The 18334-nt window shown below is 50.8% G+C and carries 12 protein-coding genes; all 12 read right to left on the reverse strand.

Features of this window, described 5'->3' with window-relative positions:
• Positions 1-2: 2 nt before the first annotated feature.
• Positions 3-2432 (reverse strand): hypothetical protein, encoded by a 2430-nt coding sequence (locus tag LI015_RS21060; RefSeq protein WP_227126302.1) that lies wholly within the window; start codon positions 2430-2432, stop codon positions 3-5.
• 100 nt (positions 2433-2532) lie between these two features.
• Positions 2533-2853: an Mbov_0395 family pilin-like conjugal transfer protein gene (locus LI015_RS21065; RefSeq protein ID WP_054355248.1), complete on the reverse strand. Its 321-nt coding sequence runs from the start codon at positions 2851-2853 to the stop codon at positions 2533-2535.
• 50 nt (positions 2854-2903) lie between these two features.
• Positions 2904-4022, reverse strand: a complete 1119-nt coding sequence (locus LI015_RS21070) for a hypothetical protein (RefSeq protein WP_118018900.1) — start codon at positions 4020-4022, stop codon at positions 2904-2906.
• Between the two features lie 4 nt (positions 4023-4026).
• Complete coding sequence (locus LI015_RS21075; RefSeq protein WP_002564386.1) at positions 4027-4320, reverse strand: hypothetical protein; 294 nt, start codon at positions 4318-4320, stop codon at positions 4027-4029.
• 11 nt (positions 4321-4331) lie between these two features.
• Positions 4332-5048 (reverse strand): transporter substrate-binding domain-containing protein, encoded by a 717-nt coding sequence (locus tag LI015_RS21080; protein WP_117627048.1) that lies wholly within the window; start codon positions 5046-5048, stop codon positions 4332-4334.
• A gap of 40 nt (positions 5049-5088) precedes the next feature.
• Positions 5089-7800 carry a VirB4 family type IV secretion system protein gene (locus tag LI015_RS21085; protein ID WP_227126304.1) on the reverse strand — a complete coding sequence of 904 codons (2712 nt, stop codon included), beginning with the start codon at positions 7798-7800 and terminating at the stop codon, positions 5089-5091.
• Positions 7797-9860 (reverse strand): Mbov_0396 family ICE element transmembrane protein, encoded by a 2064-nt coding sequence (locus LI015_RS21090; protein ID WP_227126337.1) that lies wholly within the window; start codon positions 9858-9860, stop codon positions 7797-7799. The genes LI015_RS21085 and LI015_RS21090 overlap by 4 nt, the downstream gene beginning before the upstream one ends.
• Positions 9861-9881: 21 nt before the next feature.
• Positions 9882-11708 carry an Mbov_0396 family ICE element transmembrane protein gene (locus tag LI015_RS21095; RefSeq protein ID WP_118024258.1) on the reverse strand — a complete coding sequence of 609 codons (1827 nt, stop codon included), beginning with the start codon at positions 11706-11708 and terminating at the stop codon, positions 9882-9884.
• A 12-nt stretch (positions 11709-11720) separates the two neighbouring features.
• A complete protein-coding gene (locus tag LI015_RS21100; RefSeq protein ID WP_227126306.1) occupies positions 11721-13433 on the reverse strand; it encodes a hypothetical protein in 1713 nt (570 codons plus the stop codon).
• On the reverse strand, positions 13430-15433 hold the full coding sequence (locus tag LI015_RS21105; protein ID WP_002564392.1) for a type IV secretory system conjugative DNA transfer family protein: 2004 nt from the start codon (positions 15431-15433) through the stop codon (positions 13430-13432). The genes LI015_RS21100 and LI015_RS21105 overlap by 4 nt, the downstream gene beginning before the upstream one ends.
• 253 nt (positions 15434-15686) lie before the next feature.
• Complete coding sequence (locus LI015_RS21110; RefSeq protein ID WP_227126308.1) at positions 15687-17579, reverse strand: sensor histidine kinase; 1893 nt, start codon at positions 17577-17579, stop codon at positions 15687-15689.
• A gap of 1 nt (position 17580) precedes the next feature.
• A complete protein-coding gene (locus LI015_RS21115; RefSeq protein ID WP_002564394.1) occupies positions 17581-18300 on the reverse strand; it encodes a LytR/AlgR family response regulator transcription factor in 720 nt (239 codons plus the stop codon).
• Positions 18301-18334 lie beyond the last annotated feature (34 nt).

Below are 18334 nucleotides of genomic sequence, written 5' to 3' on the forward strand. Positions count from 1 at the left end.
TTCTATTCCTCTCCTCTCATTCTCTCTTGTGCATCCTTCCACATCCTGTCTCCCACAGCTCCTGTCTCGGTAATGGTCACATCCGGCAAGGTTTCCATTTCCTCCCTGGACGCGGAGCTGGTGGGGGGAATGGAATTCTCTTTTATATCCTGCTTTATTCGTTCCATATCCTGTGGAAGGTCAGGAAGAGTCACCCCTTCATCCAGACTGGGCTCCCGAGCCTCGTTTTCCGGCGGAGCCTTCCTTTCAACAGGAATCTGATAACCGGCCGCCTGTTCCTTAAACTCCTTTAAACTGAGTTTATAAACCCGGGCCATTGCCATATCCATGTAATAGTAAACTGCATCTGTCCGCTGAAAGCCTATGCAGGTTATCTCATCCTCCCCGGTCTGCCACGCCTGATACAGAGTCCATTCAGACAGGTGATACCCTTTTCCGGTGGAAAGCTCCGTACTCATGCTGTACCTCTCCGTTTCAAAATAAAGCATCCCGTTATAGAAGCTGGTAAACAAAAGATTCTTTGAATCACCATTCTTTATCACCAGTATGTTATCCCTGCCGTACCGGTCAGGATTGGTATAGGCATTCTCTTTATCTATTTTGTAAGTGCTGTTCTTGTTAAATCCCTTCTCTTCCCTGTATTCTTTCCGCTTCTCCACCTCGCTCAGCAGTTCCTGATCGGCAGATGTCTGTCCATAACCGGAAGCATTTAAATCATCCGTTTTTATGGTTATGTATTTACCATCCCCTGCATATATGCTTATAATCTCCTTCTCCAGATTATGGGCCATAGGATAGCTGTCTCCCGCCCGGCCGCCAAGGATGCAAAAGCTCAGATTTCCCTCATATTGCTCCCCCATCTGCATCTCCCACTGGGTAACTGCGGGAAAAAATACTGCCTCATTTGCGGTCTGGTCTTTGAAATAATCAATGCACAGGAGAATGGGGCCTATATTGATACCCATGGAATAATTTCCGCTCCTCCATACAGGTCCGGCTGTCACTCCTATTCCGGCTTTATTATCCAGGACATAGAACTGCTCTACAGCCGCCCCCTCCGCAAAGAGGGCCTTTCTGCGGATAACCGCCTGGATTTCATCCTCAATTTCTATCTCCTCGCTCTCACCTTTACTGTTGGTCTTTGTAATCGTATACGTTCTTGTCTCTGTCTTTAAAATATCCGATCTCTGGCCCACTTTGCCCACCAGAGGGCAGTACCCCTCCCCGGGGCTTAAGAAAAAGAATTTCATAAGGTTCTGCCCTGTCTTCAGTTCCCACACATCCGTGAAGATGGATTCCTCATCCGGTATAGCAAAAAGTTCGGCATATCCCTCATTTTCCTTGCTGTCTGCAGTAGAAATCCCTTTCTTTCCTTCCACAAAATTCCTGAATTTCTGATTTTTCCACTCCATCAGCCGGTACAGAAAGGCGGGCGCCCAGTCATAGCCTGTGGACACATAATAGGGCCCCCATTTCACCGGATATTTCTTCAGGGCGTCCTTCCAGTCCTCCTCAGGATCCCGTTCGCTGTTCCCTGAGTCTGCTATGGCCTTCCACTCCAGAACCCGTTGATTCCAGTTTAAATCCGCCTGGAGAAGATATTCTGTATTGGGAAAGGTACCTGCTCCAATAGGAGAGTATGCATACTGCAGTATATACTCCTCTTCACCTATCTCCTCCTCCCTGGTGTAATCACCTTTATAAAGAGTAATGGGAACATAAAAACAATAGCGCCCGTTTGTGGTGACATTTGTAATATCCTTGCTGAAATAAGACGGATTCGTTCCCCCCACGCCAAAGATTGAATCTATGAGATAAAGAAAATCCTCCCCCTCATCCTCCGAGGTCCGGGAAAAAACAACCTTTCCCTCCCCGTCAAGAATGAATAAATTTCCGCCATCATACAGGCTGATTCTGAGCCGTCCCAGTTTATCCGCGGCGAGATGGCCGTAGAAGCTGTATTGTGAGTCTGTATCCGTCCCCGCTGCTCCGGGATCTACCTTGTTCTCATAGAGGGACTTGTATCTTTCTGTTTCATATTCGTATGAGGCCAGCGCATGTACCTCCTGCCCTGTGTTTATCTCTTTTGTGACATAATAATAATAAAATCTCCCCTCCAGCAGTCCCAGGACCTGAAACACTTTTATATCGGTATGGCTCAGTGAATGGTTTTCTGGGAAAAAAAATGCTCTTGGACCCGTAAGCTCCTGAAACCGCTGCTCCAGATACACAGACGCCTGCTCCCCCACTTCCTTTTCCACATCCGGCAGGCTGGCCGGCGTGCCGGTTGTCTCCACCGGCCTCTGGGGAGGGCTGGCGCTCTCAGGCACCAGCGTTTCCATGTAGAGATTCACTGATTGGTTTTTACACCCTGTGAAAAAAAGACTAAGGCCGGTAAGGATGGCCAGGCAATTCCTTAATTTTCTTTTCATAAAGCGCACCTCCTCCCAACTGCTTCCCTTGTGTGTCCTGTCCCGCATGGGCGGTACTGCGCCTTATAAGGCGCAGCACCGTTTTCCCGTTATCTGCGGACTATGGAGCTACATTACTCATGGCGCTGTTCATCCAGTTAGACATAGCATCCATACCAATCTTCAATACCACAATGAGTACAAATATCAGCACAAACCCTATAATTGCGTTTTTCAGGCTGTTCTTGGCCTTTTCCCTGTCCTGGGGCTCCTCGGCCTTTGCCAGCTTTGCTCCAAGAAAAATGCAATAAATCGCTCCCAGCGCCCCTACGATTCCAAGGGCGGGAGTAAGAGCCATGTTAAGCAGTTCAACCACGGGTTTGGATACCTGCTCAAAAGGGTTTCCTCCTGTTGAATTTAATAACATTACCGGTACATTCATATCATATCCTCCTGCATATTTTTTTCATTCCATCCATTAAAATGGATCTATTATAAAAACCTGGGGTGCCTGCGCTGATAGAAAAACCATCCGGCTGCAGCTCCCACCCCTAAAATGGTTATTATAATTGTCTTTGGCGAGGGCGGCCGGAGCCGCTCTGCAATTCTTATCTGGTAATACCGTTCATTTCCCGCCCTGTCCCAGAGACGGAACTGGTAAAGTCCGGCCAGCTCCAGCCGTTTTATGGGGATGGGCGCCATCCTTCCGTTATAATACATTTCCAGAGATGTCATGTCCTCTGTAAGCTCCAGGAAGACCGTATCCTTCATCTCCTTTTTGTCCGGAACAGGAGAAATTGTAAAAAGGGGCGCCTGGGTATCCCGTTTAAAGGAAATGTCATAGAAGAGCCCTCCGTTTTCCTGGGCGAATCTCACCTTATAGCGCCCATCCCCATGCAGAAAATGCCATCGGGGATTATCGGGTAAAATACCCCTTCCGTCCAGTTCCATCTTCTCTATGGCAAAGCCCTCCGGGGCCTTCAGCAGATTCAGCAAAGACACCTCCCGGGGCAGGATGGTAAACCGGAAGTTTACCTCCAAAAGTCTGCTTCCTCCCTCTGAAGAAGTGGGTAGAATCACCATCCGGATGTGGTACTTCCCAGGCTGGCTGTAGATACCATCCCTGGAAGTTTCGATGCCAGAGCCATTACGCAGGATAGTGAGGATGGCATTCTCCACAGGCTTAAATGTCACCGGATCCGTTACAGTCATTCCCTGGGGCACACTGGCGGAAAACCGGCTGCCATCGGGCAACGTATAATCCAGAAGCCCTTCTGTCTTTGACACAAGGAAGTTCATGGGCGGATCCACTACCTTCTCCATCCCTGCTGCTTCCTCAGGCAGTAAGGTAGGGACTTCCATTCCCAGAGCCTCCAGCAGCCGTTCCAGTTCCTGACTGCCTTCTCCGTAGGGACTTTCCGGTTCTCCTTCCACCTGGTAGGAAAACATGCTCTCCTGCGCCTCTTTGTCCAGTTCTCTAGCCTCACCGCCGGCGCCGTATCCCTGGTCTGTCTGACCGGCAAAAGATCTGTCCGCCGAGCCCCACAGCGTCAGGCCTGCGGCCAGCAGAGCCATGGCGGCCAAAAGGAGCGGACTTCTGATTCGTTTCATCCTATCACCCCCCTTTGGGGCCAATGGACGGGCTGGGGGAAGGCTTTGACACCTCCCTTTTCCTCCCGGGAGACATATCCCGGCTTCCCGCTTCCCTTCTGCGGGAAGCAGAAGCCTCCTCCCTCTCCAGCTGTTCAAAGGTAACAGGTTTTCTGTGCTGTCCCTCCGCCATGGCGCCCCTTTTTATTTCACCTGTATCATGAAGCCTTCCTGCTGCAAAATCCTCCTTCTGCTGCCGCAGCTCCTCCAATTCAATCTCCCATTTGACCCTGTTCTTGGGGCTGTCAAAATATGCCATTTTTTCCTCCATTACTCCGTCAGCTTATCAGTAATGCCCTGGTTCGCAAGTCCCAGAAGCCGGTACTGCAGCTCACCCGTATAAAAGGTATAGGTTTCCGGCCAAAGGCCGGGCAGTTCCTGAATCTGGATGCCTTCTGCCGCCATAAACTCCCTGGCTTCCGTCTCGCCGCACACATAAGCTGTGATGTCCCCCTTCGCAAGCCCGCTGACGGCATCCCCTGTCTCCACCTCCTTAAGCTCAATTCCGCTTAAGGTATTAAGCTGCCGCAGCACCGCAGGCCCCGTGTTTACGGAATAACCCACAATGCCGTCTGCCAGCGCCCCCCAGGAGTCCAGAACCGTGCCGTCTGCCACTGCCAGATAAGAGGCCCTTCTTCCATAAGCCAGGGAATATCCTTCGTCCTGACGTCCGGGAAGCACAGGGACTCCCACCGCCACGTGAGCCCTTCCCTGTTTCACTGCCGGGACAAGATCCTGCTCTTTTACCCGCTCAATCCGGAGGGTGACACCTATATCTGAGGCCATTTCCTCCAGAACCTGCTGCTCCAGCTCCCTGGCATACGCCTGATCCCAGGCAGACCGCTCCCCTTCCTCAGGCACGGCTGCCACAAGGCTTCCCTGGGCTTTAATCTCATCCACCCTGTCTTTATCCCCGCAGCCGGAAAGGCCCGGGAGTATCCACAGGAGAACCGCGGCAACGGTTATTTTCCTCACTATGCCCTTCATAAAAGCTGCAATCCTTTCCTCATAGCTGTAATCTTCCCGCCTATATGCCAAACAGCCGCTCAATATCCTTAGGTGTTTCAATATCAATGCTGCTGCGTTCCGACGGAGAGGTAACCACGAACGCCCGGCCCCGGCCGTTGTTGATGATTTCATCCTGCTCGCTTTCATTGATGGCTCCCGCCTTCTCATAAAGCCTGCACAGGTCATGCATATCGTTAGGCGACAGGGGGAAAATAAAGGAATACTGGCAGGCGTTGATGACAGCCGTAGATTTTCTCGCCAGTTCTTCTGTTCCCACAAAGTCCTTAATGTTCTGGGTAATGATAATCTGCATTCCGTTATACTTTCGGATACGCTTGGCCATCTGGTACATGAAATCCAGGGCCACGGGATACTTGCTGTCGATAAATACATGGGCCTCGTCGATAACGATTATAATTTTTCTGGAGGCGCCGTATCTTAAGTTGTAATCTCTGTTCTTGATAATTTCATTATCCAGCCACTTTAAAACAAGAAGCATCTGGGCATTGGCTACGGTATTATTCTTGTTGGCCAGCAGGGACTGGAAGTTAAACACAATAAAATTTTCCTGGGTGCTTATGGAGGCTTCACCGTTCCACAGTCCCGCGTTTCTTCCTCCGGTGGCAAATTTGGATATGTAGTTCAGCAACACCGTCAGATTCTTCTTGCTGTAATCCCCGGTGGACATCTGAAAATCATTGAGTATCTTCTCATACAGATCGTCAAAGGTGGGGTAGTCCCCGGGTGTCAGCCCGCTTAAATCAGTCTCTGCGTCAATTCCCTTTGCCTCGTACATCCGGATGGTAATATTATTCAGGTACTCCAGCGCGTCCGCTTCAATTCCCGGCAGTATCTGCCGGTAAAACTCTTCCAGGAACTGCATGTGCATATTAAAGCTTACTTTGGCACCCGGAATCTGGTTCTCTTCCTCATCCCCGTCAAGTTCATCTTCCTCATCCGAGAGTCCGGTGATGATGTGGAAGGGATTCAGTCTTCCCTCGGTGGCGCTTCCCACGTCTATAATCTTTCCCTTAAGGGAACGGGCCAGCCCCAGATACTCGTTCTCCGGATCCAGTATGAATATTTTACTGTTCTCCGCGGCCAGGTTGGCCAGAATACTCTTGGTTGCATAGGATTTACCAGAACCGGACTTTCCAATCACCACCATGTTGCTGTTGACCCGCTCCTTGTTCCTGGCAAAAAAGTCCAGGAATACAGGACGCCCTGCGCTCTTTCCCAGGCAGATCCCTTTCTTTTCCATCATTACCTTATACACGTATGGGAATGCCGCGGCCACGGAGCCGCTGTGGATTCCCCGCCCGTCCTTGGAAAATGCGTCGAAGGCGGATATATGGCCGGAAGCGTAGGCATCAAACTGCCGCATGAACATATCTGAGGATTTGAACCCCCATTCCGACAGTTCCCTGCGGATCTGACGCTTCATGCCGATTCCCTGGCCCGGGGGCCTGTATCCCGGCCCCAGCAGCTCCGGAGACGCCTCATAGTCATAGGCAGTGATAAAAATATTCACGTCCATCAGTATCTCGTTATCCCCCTGCAAAAGCGAAAGCACCTCAGCAAGGGTATCTATATGGCTGCCCAGCTCCATCAGACGGCTGGTTTTTCCGGTGCTGGCTCCCTGCTCCCGCAGTTCATCAATCGCCCTGTCAATCTGTTTAATTCCCTTATATCTGTCAATGGGCCTCATCTTCAGCGTTACACGCACATCAGGCCGGTTAAAAAGGGCGTGGCCCCATGCATTGGGTACCACAATGGGATAATCGGTTACCCGCAGATTATGGGTTACAAGGCCGTCATAGGCAACCGTCCTGGATGTAACCGCCAGCTTATCCGGAAGAATCCAGTCCATGTACTGGTCCGGTGTCAGCTTCCACGCCTCCCGCTCGTCAAAGACTCCGCTGTAGTTGTATTTCAGGAATATAGCCAGCTCCTGCTCTTTGAGAATTCTGCATTCTATACCATGGGGACCTAAGGTATCCACCATGTTCTGTGCCTGCTCTGTGAGACGCCCCCTGTCCCGCCCGAAAAACACCATATAATGAAAGGGCAGATATACCGTCTCTTTATTATTAAACAGCTCCAGCTGGCTCATCCGGTCCTGTATAATCCCGATACGCACCGTCAGCTCCTCATCGGTCATCAGTCCGCGGATATAGGCTGCTTTTAAATCCTCCATCTTTTTTTCTTCGCCTTCGATAAAGCTGTCATAGAGCACCGGGCGGTCCAGCTTTACCATAGCGGCGGAATCTGTGTCATTGACTGTCCGAAGGATAGAACCATACACCTGGTCAATAAGCTGGTTCTGGCGCGGCTCCGTAAGGAATCTGAACTCAATGGAGGGAATCTCCACCACTACCCCCAGGTAAGAGGTTCCATATTCAATAAACATATCTGAGATGCCTGTAAACGGGGTCACCCCGGCTACAGGTATCTGTCCCTTTTTCTCCGGATGCTTTACAAACTCTTTATAGCTCATGGCATATCTGATTGCATAATACAGACTCTTATATGCCTTCTCATCATCCAGAGGGATAATGGAGGCTGAAAAGACAATAAATACAATCAGGGCGGCCATCCATCGCAAAGGCAGGTTGGACAGAAGCATAAAAAGGGTCAGGGTCACCCCTGCTGCCGCAATCATAATGTCCAGCAGTTCAATTCCCTTAAAAAATTCCATGGAAACCCTGGTTTTTTTTGGTATTATTCTCATTTTTTATCCCCTTTGCTTTTATCTGGATTGAGCCTTGTACCATTGGGCAGTTTGGGCTTCTCTGGATAGAAGGCGATTTGTCCCTTATTAATTCCGCTGCTTATAGGAGTTTTGTCAATCTTACAACCAAAGGTGCGCTCCAGACGCATTCTATCGGCAGGGTTAAAATACATTAAACTGTTTTTATCATCAGACTGGTGCTGAAGCCAATTTGTAACGTACTGGGACCGCTCCTTGGGATCGGAATAAGACAAAGCCTCCTCCCTGACCTTGACGATTTCATTTCTTTGCGCAAGTACGGCGCTCTTCCTTTTAGCAGGGTACATAAAGTCTACGGTGCCGTCCTTATTTCTTATAAACGCATTATCCTTTCTAAATTGGTCGTAACCGTATTTAAAAGGCCTCTTATCATTTTCAAAGTTTATATGCTTTAAGGTACTCTTCTTTACATTCTTAAGGGCTGCCTTTGAAACAGGCTCCAGCTGCCTTGACCTTCCTCTGGCAGGACGGTGCCCGCCTATGGTAAAGCCGGAACTGTTTTTCAGCTCGTCATAAATAACGGCCTTCTTAAACTTTGGCTGCTTAGGCGGCTTAGATCGCAGGCGGCTGGTCCTTACCTCACTCCGGGCCCCGGACCCCTTAGGATCTCCGCCCTGAAGCCGGGTTCCCACATCCTTACCTGCGCCGGTAATCTTCTCCTCCAGCTTTCCGGATACCTTCTGCTCCAGCCGGTTCTTAATTGCCCTGAATGGGGCAGCGGCAAGCATGGCCGCTCCATAGGCATCCCGGTTGCTCTCCTGCTCCAGCCGTCCTGCGGCTTCATTCACCAGACCGGTCAGCAGGCTGCCTGCTTTGTACACGGTCCAGGCCCCGCCCATAACATAGAGGGCTGCCATGACAATCCTGCTCTCTCCCCCCATGCCCTCGGCTGTTATTCCTCCCCTGAGAATCAGGGGCATCAGCATCAGATAAATCTTCATCAGAACAACGGTACCGTAGCCTGTAAAAAGCTTTCCCATAAACATCCCGAACCACTGTTTAAATTTCTCCCCGTCATCCAGGGGCATCATCGCCACAAAGTAAGGAGACACCAGGTACAGCAGAAGGATTTCAAATATCCTCCGTATGACCGTCAGGAAACAGAGGAAGAGGATAACGCACAGGAAAATAGCGGTCCATCCTCCCATCAGATAATCAAATCTGCTTAAATCAAAATTGAGAACCACATTGGGGATGTTGGTATATCTTTCATAAGTGTCATTCAAATAAAAGTTCTTTCTCGGCTCCTTTGTTATATCAAAATCCGGGTTGGCTTTGTCCAGCACCTTAAAGCCAAAGCCCTCATCCAGTTCCACCGTTCCCCATTTAGACATATTATTCTCGCTGTCCCAGGCCGCGTTTACGGATGCAATGGTAAATATGGTGCTGCCCAGAGTACTCCTCCCTCCATTGTCATCAAAGGACACTGCGGTGTTAAGGGTTGTAAGTATAATCATGGACAGCTGTATCATGAACCAAACCGCAAAGGGAATCAGGAAAGCGCCCAGAACAGATTTAAACAGCTGCTTGAGCACATGGCTTACCGGCCGTTTATTTTCAAAATCCAAGTCAAAGGACGACTTTGCCACCCCGAATATAGTCAGAAGCAGGGCAATACCTACGCCTCCCAGGGTGATAACCTTGAAGGCCTCAGAGATGGCGGTGCTGGTGAACAGCACCTCTAAAAGGCTCCCTGTCACGGCAGCTCCCTCTCTGCCATTGGGATAGTAGGTAACCGGCTCCAGGCCAATAAAGATATCAAACGCCTTTTCCAGACAGTCCACCACCATCAGATATCCTATAAACTGCAAATAGTTCATAAAGGCGCCCAGCACCTCTACTACCCGAATCACCCAGTAGAACACAACCTGGAGCACAGGAAGGAGTATGGGCCCCAGGATGTACTGAAACACATATCCCCAGGCAATGTTTATAATCGAAACCACAAAATCAAACACAGGTGTGACAATACTTGAGAGGACCTTTTCATATACCCACTCATAAATCCCCAGATATGACATCTCCACCTTATCAGCACCTCCTTATCCGTCTCTGTCCCCGGAATCCTTTGCCGCTCCCGCGGCGCCAGAGGCCGCCCCCTGGACCCCCTGCTTTGCCGCCCCCACAGCGTTTTTGGCCGTGGATTTGGCTGCGGATTTAACCGCGTTTTTAGCTGTGCTGCCGGCCGTCTTGGCAGCCGTCCCTACTGCCTTGGCCCCTGCTGTGGCGGCTGCCTTGGCTCCTGCCGCTCCCGCTGTGGCCGCAGCGCCAGCGCCCCCGGTGGCCAGACCGGTGCCCAGGCCTACACCTGCAGCCACACCCAGCTGAACGCCAGTCGATGCCGCCTTCCTTGCCGCTCCCACCGTATATCCCATGGCCAGCATGGTGGATGTCTTGGCATCCTCTGCCGCTTTAGGGTTGAGGATCTCCAGGAACATGGCGCAGCTTTTATATACAGCAAACATACCTCCCAGGAAAAATATGGTTTTAAGTATGGAATCAATCATGGATTCCTCCAGAGAAGGTGAATTCCTGTCCACAAGGCCCATGTTCACCAGTACGCTGTCCATGGCCGAGTGGTTCTCCATATAGCTCATGCCTGTTTTTTCCCAGGCGAAATCCACAGCCTCTTCCATGCGGTTTACCTCCTCCTGATACGCAGGGTTACCTGAGCCCGGAAGTTCTATTCCTCCGGTCTGCTCCCTCAGATTATCAAAAAACTTATCTTTGGTCTGGTCATAGACACCTCCCGCATACAGCCGGTCCATTACAAAGGAGCTGCCAAGGCTCAGGTTATCACTGAAAATCAAAGGCAGCAGCAGCATGAATATTTTCAGGGCATAGATAACTCCAAATCCCGCCAAAAACTTGGCTATAAACATTTCCCTCCAGCGCTTAAACATATCCCCCCGGTCCAGAGGGATTGTCGCCACAAAAAATGGAGCTACAAGGTACAGCAGCACCAGTTCCAGCAGCCTGCGTATAAACTGTATAAGCACGCCTGCCAGCATGATAATCATGAAGATGCTTGCGCTGAAGCCCAGAAGATAATCAATTTTGGCCGCGGAGAAATCAGAGCCCGAATCCCTGAAATCCAGGTAATCCTTATCACCGTTCAGATAACTGCGGCGCAGGTCGTCGCTCATACTGGGCGGCAGGTATTCAACACGGAAGGCCGAATCAAGACTGGTCAGTATCTCATAGGTAAACTTATCGCCCAGCCCTTCCGCAACATCTGCCGTCTCCTGTAAGACAGGAATCTCAAAATCCGCCCTTCCGGCTCTTAAGCTGGCTGTCAGGAAGATGTAAAGGCCCATGCTCGGATCCCCTGCGGTGCCGGACTCGGCCTGTATGACCGCTTTGGTCTGCTTTATCAGAGCCGAGCTCAGCTGCATCAGGGCAATGCACAAAAAGGGTACCAGCATAAAGGAGACACAGGCTTTCATGGCATCCTTCAGCACCTGGCTGATGGGATTCTTGTTTTCCAGCGTGGAGGAGGACATGGAGCGCACTATGGCAAAAATGGTAAATAAAAAGCATATGCCTACGGCCACCAGAGTTATCATCAGAAAGCCTTTGCTGACCGCGTCCTGGTTGAACACCATCTCCATAAAGGTCATTGGCTTGTTATCCACAATAACATTCTCAGTGCCTGCGAAAATGCCTATCATTGTTTCCAGGGAGTCCAGAATCTTGCACACTGTAATCAAAAAGAAGTATGCCAGGATGGAGACGCTGTGGGACAGTACATACATTGCTTTTTCATAGAACAAGGACAGGATTTCCGTCATAACCGGCACAAATATTTCGTTAAATAAAAGCACCATTGTGGTATAAAGCACATCAGTAAAGCCCTTTGCCACTTCCATTCCATCAACTCCTTACCGAACCGTCAGATTCCTTTTTTTCCGAACCAGCATCACTGCTCCTGCCGTTATGGATATGACTATCGCCGCTATGGCAATGACCCCATACATATTTACCTTATACCGCAGTGAGAATTCCTTAAGGGTCTGGTTGCCGGCCCTGTCTGTTACTGTCAGTACATAGCTGCCTGTTTCGGTTATCGTAAATCCGTTAAATTCCCGCGGTTCCCCGCCGTTCTTTGCCAGGGTCACAGAGGCCAGATCCGTGGAACTGTAGGTTATCCGGGCCGTCTGCCCCTCTATCTCCACTTCCACTGCCGGAGGCTCCGTGTCCCGGTTAAGCTCTACCTCCAGAGTCTCCCCGTAATCTCCTTTCAGGGTAACAAGGTAGCTTCCGTCGGCCTCCATGGTGAGCAGAGTTCCCTCTCCTGTGTCCAGGGAATTCCCGTTAAAGGAAGCTGCTGAAATCCTGGTCCCTTCAGGCGCTCTAAAGGTATCCCGGTTAACATATGTATTGCTGATTTCAAAGGTAAACTCATATTCCCCGGATACCAGACGGTATATTCCGTATTCCGCCGCCTCCTGCCGCTCGTTCAGGGCTGTTTCCTCCTCCCCTCTGTAGAGAGTGTACTGCCCTTCACCCGGATAGATTGCTACGGACTGGTTAATGAGCATTCCTTCCGGCACGCTGGACCGGAACGTAAAGCCGTTCTCCAGGGTTACCAGGTACATCTTTTCATCCTCCAGATAAACCTGGCTTCTCCCGGAGACTTCTCTGCCTTCCCTGCCGGAACCGCTTCCTTGGTCTGAACCATTCTGACCGGAATCCCCCTCCTGGCCCGCACCGTCCTGACCGGAATCCTTCTCCTGGCCCGCACCTTCCTGGCCGGAATCCTCTCCCTGGCCCAGGACGCCTTCCGAAGATGCGTGAAGCCCCTGGTCCGTGTTCCCTGCCTCATTATCTGTCCCGTCATTGCTTCCTTCCCCTGCCTCTCCTTTATCCCCGGATTCGGAAAAGAGCTGGCCGGCCAAGGCTGCCGCAATGTCATCACCGGCAATCCCTGTCTCCGAAGTAATCTGGTTCAGCAGTCCTGCGGTATCACTTCCGGTGAGTCCGTCTATCTGCCGGGCCAGGGCGCCTGCGGCTCCTGATACGGCGCCTGACGCGTCCTGCCGTTTCTCATCAATGCGGAACCGGAATACGGTTCTGTACTCTTCCTGCTGGGAGAGGGGAACATTCTTATCATATACTGCTGTTAAGCGCATAACATAGGTCCCTCTGTCCGACAACAGCTGGCCGGATGTATAGTTCATGGGCACGCCGTCCTTCTCAGCTGTACAGAACACGTCCACAGGTATCTCCACATATACGGGGCGATCCGTTATTCCTCCGTTGGATACATTGGAATAAATAAAATATCTGCCGTCTATGGAATGTTCATATAAATCATAGTCACTGTGATACTTCTCTCCCATGGACACCTCATGTATCCTTGGACCCGCCAAAGCGCTGTCCTCCTCCAGAGCGGTCTGCGCCGCCCCCGGTCCGTTGAATACGTCCTCTGCCCCTCCCTCTGATATCCAGTCCTCTGCCTCAGTATAAATCCTGGACAGATAGGAGTCTGCCGTGTCATCGTTATAGGAAGCTGCCAGCGCCCTGTCCGGCAGCCCAGCCGCCATACAGCAGCCTGCAAAAAGCAGCAGTCCCTTTTTTATTCCTCTGTTCATTCCGCAGACACCTCCATCTCTTTTTCCTGCCGGCTGGCAATGATATAATTGCGCTCATCCAAATCATAGTAAACCTCGTCCCCGAAAAAGGCATTCATCCGTACCTGGCTTAAATCCATGGTCTTCATCTCATAGAGAGGACACTTGTAGCTGGGCGTAAACTGGGTCTTTAAGGGATAATTTCCAAAGGTTACGATAATGGCGTTGCCGGTGCTGTTCTTATTGTTCAGCTTCTGCAGCTCCGAAGGGTATATAAGGGGCCTGGTCTGCACCTGGCTGGATACATTGATGTTCCCTGTCTTGTCCCCCAGAGTAGAGGATACGCTCTGTGTGGAAACAGTCTTGTTGCCGCAGAGCTTTGAGAATTCCTCACAAGTTTCTATATCATTGGAACCAATAAACATTTTCAGGCCGCAGTTGCTCTTGATGATATTGCTTATGGTCTGCCCATATACATTGTCTAACTGGGCATAGGACTGGACTACCATGTTGAACCAGATTTTACGGCTCCGGCCAACGGTTATCATTTTGTCGAACTTGTCTATCTTAGGCATGTTGCCGAACTCATCCAGGATGAAGTATACATTTCTCGGAAGGCTTAAATCCTCCCTGGCGGAGGCCACCTTAATCAGCGCCTTGTAAATGCACAGTACGAATACGGCCGCCAGGGCATGGCGGGTATCCTTTTCATCCGGTATCTTAAGGAACAGCGCCGTAGGCTCGGCTGCAAACTGCTGGGGATCGATATCCGTCTCCGAGGTAAGGGAGCAGAGTCCCTCGTCGTTAAACATAGAGAGCTTATCAAACGCAATGGACATATAGCTGGCCAGGGTGGTATCGGCCGCTGACAGAACCTGCCTTGAAAGTCCAACTGACTTGGACAGCTTGGGGCGTCCCATAAAATATTCTTTTAAAGCCCTGAACTCGTCCTCCGAATTGCTGATAGCCTTGTTTACATTATAGAAGCAGAACTTCTCCCTGGTCATCTCCAGCTCCGGATACTCGCTGTCCTCCAGCATGGCCAGGCATACTGCCATGATAATGGAACGGGCTCCTTTTTCCCACACAGGATCGTCCTGGGATTCAATGGGACAGATCACGCTGATAAGGTCATTTAAATCTTCGTAAATCTCATCATATATCTTCTGCTTTTCCACCTTGATAACAGTCAGCAGCTCCCTGCGCACAGCGTAGGCTTTTCCCTTATACTCGTACCACACATCCTTATACTGGTCCGCCTCATTCACCAGCTCCAAACCGCTTTGCCTCACGTCCGTGTCGCACTGGAAGATTCCCTGTCCCGCCTTAAGGTAAAGCTGGTACCTGTCATAGATATCTCCCAAAGGGTTCCAGCGGAAGGAGCTGTAAGGATCCCTTAAGTCCAGAACCATTACCTTATAGCCCTGTTCCGCCAGCATGCCGCTGTGAAGCTGGAACAGCTCTCCCTTGGGATCCGTGCAGATCATGGAAGAACCGGCTGAGGATTTCCCCAGTATCTGAATCATGGGGTTGATAAAGGATGTGGTTTTACCGCTGCCTGTGGCGCCGATTACAAGGCCATGCATGGGCTTGGCAATGTTGATGTTGAGCTCCTTCTTTTTCTTGTTGTACACCGCGTATACAGGAATCCCGTCCTTTTTTTCCTCTTTAAGTCTGGTAAAACGCTTCGGGGAGAAATTATCATCCTTCTCCTTGTCGGTCATAAAGCGTGAATTCTCCAGGGAACTTTCAATACTGTCCTCCTTGGCCTTCATCAGACGTTTGGCCCGTTTTACAGTTCCCACGTGGAATACCAGGTACAGCATATAAACCATTACCGTGACCACCGCTCCATATATCCAGACAGCCGGCTTAAGCAGAAGGCCCGGATTCCAGAGTCTTCCCCAATCCCGGGTTAAAATGGCCGGAACCAGCTCCGTCAGCATCATAGCAGTAAGGTACCCCAACACCATCACCACCACAATACCTCCTAATATGTATCCTGCTATCTTCTTTATCATAGGGCCCTCCCGCTTTCGTATATGCTCCATATGCCTTCTGTCCATAAAACCTCGGACAATCACTGCTTTTTTATTGCTTTCATACTACAATAGCATTTATCCTGAAACAATAGCCTGCGACCGAAAGTCAGTTTTTCCGACCGAAACTCAATCCCCCTTCCGATTTACCCTTACAAGTGCTTCCCCGCCCATTAGAACATATGCCCGCCGGGTACACAAAAACAGGCGGCACAGCCGTGAAGCCGCGCCGCCCTTATCCCTCATCCTTTAGCGGCAGGATAATGGAAACCTTGAATACCTTCTCCTCCGGCACAAAGGTGCCAATCCCCCCGTGACGTTTTACGATGGCCTTTACCGACTCCACCCCAATCCCCACGCTCTCCCGCTTGGAAGACCGGAAATATCCCCTTTCATACTGCACATACCCCATAAAGCTGTTGTCCAGCACAATGGACAGGCGGCTGTCGTCCTGAAGGCACCTTAAGAATATGAACTTCCTGCCCGTCTCCTGCCGTTTGCAGGCTTCTACCGCATTTTCCAGCAGATTTCCCATAACCACGCATAGCTCATCATCAGGAAGAACGGTCCGGCCCGGAACCATAACCCGGATATCTGTTTCAATCTTCTCCTTCTCTGCCAGGGCAGTGTAATGGCACAGTACTGCGTCCAGCGCATAGTTGCTGGTAAATGTAACAGGCCCCATCAAATCCATGGCAGGTGAAAGCTGTTCCAGATACGCCTTTACATGCTCCAAATTTCCTTCCGCCGCATAGGCCTGCAGCAGTCTTATATGATGGCGCATATCATGGCGGATCCGTCTGGTTTCCTCAATTCTGGCATTGAGCTGGCGGTAATGATCTCTCTGCATAGCCAGCTGCCGGTTCATCCGTCCTGTCTCTGTTACAAAAAAGGTTCTGGCCCGGAACGCGTCCGCCATATCCTGCCACAGAATACTCAACATTCCCACCATAATGACCACGCAGCCAATGGTCAGGAAGCTTCCGCCTATTATAGGCTCGTACAGCGGCAGAAGCTGTTCCATAAACAGGGCGGAAACAAGTACAACCGCAATTACCAGCAGGGTCTGGGAACGCTCCATTCCCTCTGCCATCGCCATATATGCCACCAGTATAAGGTGACAGGCAATGGCAAATTTATACCACTGGGTAATATAGCTGAACAGATCCGCCGCGGCCGCCGTCCCATACTGGGCATAACAGCCGTATACCAGGGCCAGAATACAGAATATTCCCATGGCGGCGGACACCTTTCCCCCTTTGATGCGGTACAGGTCATTTTCCAATATGACCATCAGCCAAAGCATGGCGTAAAAGCAGAACACCTGGATCCCATACCAGGGCTGCAGCCCCAGCTGAATCCTTTCCCGAGCCAGAGGCCACAGCTGATACCCTACGAAGCACAGGCAGAACAGGCAGAAGAGAAAGCCTCTCCACCAGCGGATTTTCACAGCCAGATGCAGGGAGAGACCGGCGGCGGACACAGCCAGCCCCAGAACCATCACCTTCAGCAACAGCCCCACATCCCGTATTCCGGTCACGGCATCGTAGACTCCAAGAAGCGGCGGACTGAAGTTCTGGGAATGAAAGGCGCCCAGAGCCGCGGCCTGTATGATAAGCTCTGTGTCCCGGCCCTGGGTGAGAGGAAAGACAAACCGCTTCATACCGGAGCGGACATCCTCTATGCTTCCCCATTCCCGGACCAGCTCTCCCCCGATATAGACCCTGCTTGCCCCTTCTATCTCAGGCAGTTCCAGGGCAAAGGGACCGCCCTTTTCCGGCAGCTCCAAAACCAGGCGGTATGTACCCTTTGTTCCCCTTTGATTCCGCCTCATCTGTCCATATTTTCCTACTGCCGCAGTTACACCGGCAGGTTTCTCCGCTCCGTCAAACGCGTCCGGTCCCAGAAGCAGATCGGGATAGAACTCCCATCCCGTAACAAGATACCGGTATGGATTCTCCTCCATATCCCCCAGCGTCAGCTCCAGTCTTCCCAATTCCGGCTGCTTTCCCCCCACCGTGTATTTATTATCTGCATAGTAAAGAATAAGTATGAATAAAACAGAGAGAATGGCTGAGGCAGTAATAACAATAATAGGCCGTAAACTTACCAATTTCTGATTTTTCATCTTACCTCCGCAGATCCTTCAGGGCATATTCCATATATTCCTTTTTCACCTGGGCCCTGCCTCTGACCCGTACAGGCAGGGTTTCCCCATTTTTCAGACGAATAACAGAGTCTCCCACCTCCTGAATCCAGTCCATATTCACGTAAATCCCCCGGTTGCAGCAAAGGAACCTGGAATCCGGCATAAGCCGCCCGGACACAGCCATAAAGGACTCCGCAGCCTCCAGTACGGTATCGCTGGTATGTATCCGCACCATACGTTTAAGGCTGTCCACGTACAACAGTTTACTAAAGGGCACCACAGCCTCCACTCCGCCCTTCACCATCACCGTAAGTCCCCGTCCCGCCTCCAGAAGCTCTCTGGTAAAGCAGTCCAGGGCCAGGGCCAGATCCTCATAGCTCAGGGGCTTCATCAGATAGTAGGCGGCCCTTACCCGGTAGCTGTCCACCGCGTAATCCGCGCTGGAGCTAAAGAACACCAGACGGCAGTCCTTATCTCGCTCATATACCAGAGAGGCTGTCTCCATACCGGTAATCCCTCCCATATATATATCAAAGAATATAATGTCATAATGCCCCGGCTCATAAGCCTCTAAAAATGCTTCTCCGGATTCAAACTCTTGAATCTCAGGTACTGTCTGATGCCCGGAAAAATATTGGTCAAGCATACCCTTAAGCAGTTCTCTGTCCTGCATGGTATCATCCACTACTGCTATAATCATTGGTTTTTCCTCTTCTTTTGTATTAAAAACAGCG

The organism is Enterocloster sp. 210928-DFI.2.20, assembly GCF_020554465.1.
Classification (GTDB): Bacteria; Bacillota; Clostridia; order Lachnospirales; family Lachnospiraceae; genus Enterocloster; species Enterocloster bolteae.

Excerpts from the sequence above, each read along its gene's own strand:
- LI015_RS21060 (WP_227126302.1), bottom strand. The coding sequence starts at position 2,432 with ATGAAAAGAAAATTAAGGAATTGCCTGGCCATCCTTACCGGCCTTAGT.
- LI015_RS21065 (WP_054355248.1), bottom strand. The coding sequence starts at position 2,853 with ATGAATGTACCGGTAATGTTATTAAATTCAACAGGAGGAAACCCTTTT.
- LI015_RS21070 (WP_118018900.1), bottom strand. The coding sequence starts at position 4,022 with ATGAAACGAATCAGAAGTCCGCTCCTTTTGGCCGCCATGGCTCTGCTG.
- LI015_RS21075 (WP_002564386.1), bottom strand. The coding sequence starts at position 4,320 with ATGGCATATTTTGACAGCCCCAAGAACAGGGTCAAATGGGAGATTGAA.
- LI015_RS21080 (WP_117627048.1), bottom strand. The coding sequence starts at position 5,048 with ATGAAGGGCATAGTGAGGAAAATAACCGTTGCCGCGGTTCTCCTGTGG.
- LI015_RS21085 (WP_227126304.1), bottom strand. The coding sequence starts at position 7,800 with ATGAGAATAATACCAAAAAAAACCAGGGTTTCCATGGAATTTTTTAAG.
- LI015_RS21090 (WP_227126337.1), bottom strand. The coding sequence starts at position 9,860 with ATGTCATATCTGGGGATTTATGAGTGGGTATATGAAAAGGTCCTCTCA.
- LI015_RS21095 (WP_118024258.1), bottom strand. The coding sequence starts at position 11,708 with ATGGAAGTGGCAAAGGGCTTTACTGATGTGCTTTATACCACAATGGTG.
- LI015_RS21100 (WP_227126306.1), bottom strand. The coding sequence starts at position 13,433 with ATGAACAGAGGAATAAAAAAGGGACTGCTGCTTTTTGCAGGCTGCTGT.
- LI015_RS21105 (WP_002564392.1), bottom strand. The coding sequence starts at position 15,433 with ATGATAAAGAAGATAGCAGGATACATATTAGGAGGTATTGTGGTGGTG.
- LI015_RS21110 (WP_227126308.1), bottom strand. The coding sequence starts at position 17,579 with ATGAAAAATCAGAAATTGGTAAGTTTACGGCCTATTATTGTTATTACT.
- LI015_RS21115 (WP_002564394.1), bottom strand. The coding sequence starts at position 18,300 with ATGATTATAGCAGTAGTGGATGATACCATGCAGGACAGAGAACTGCTT.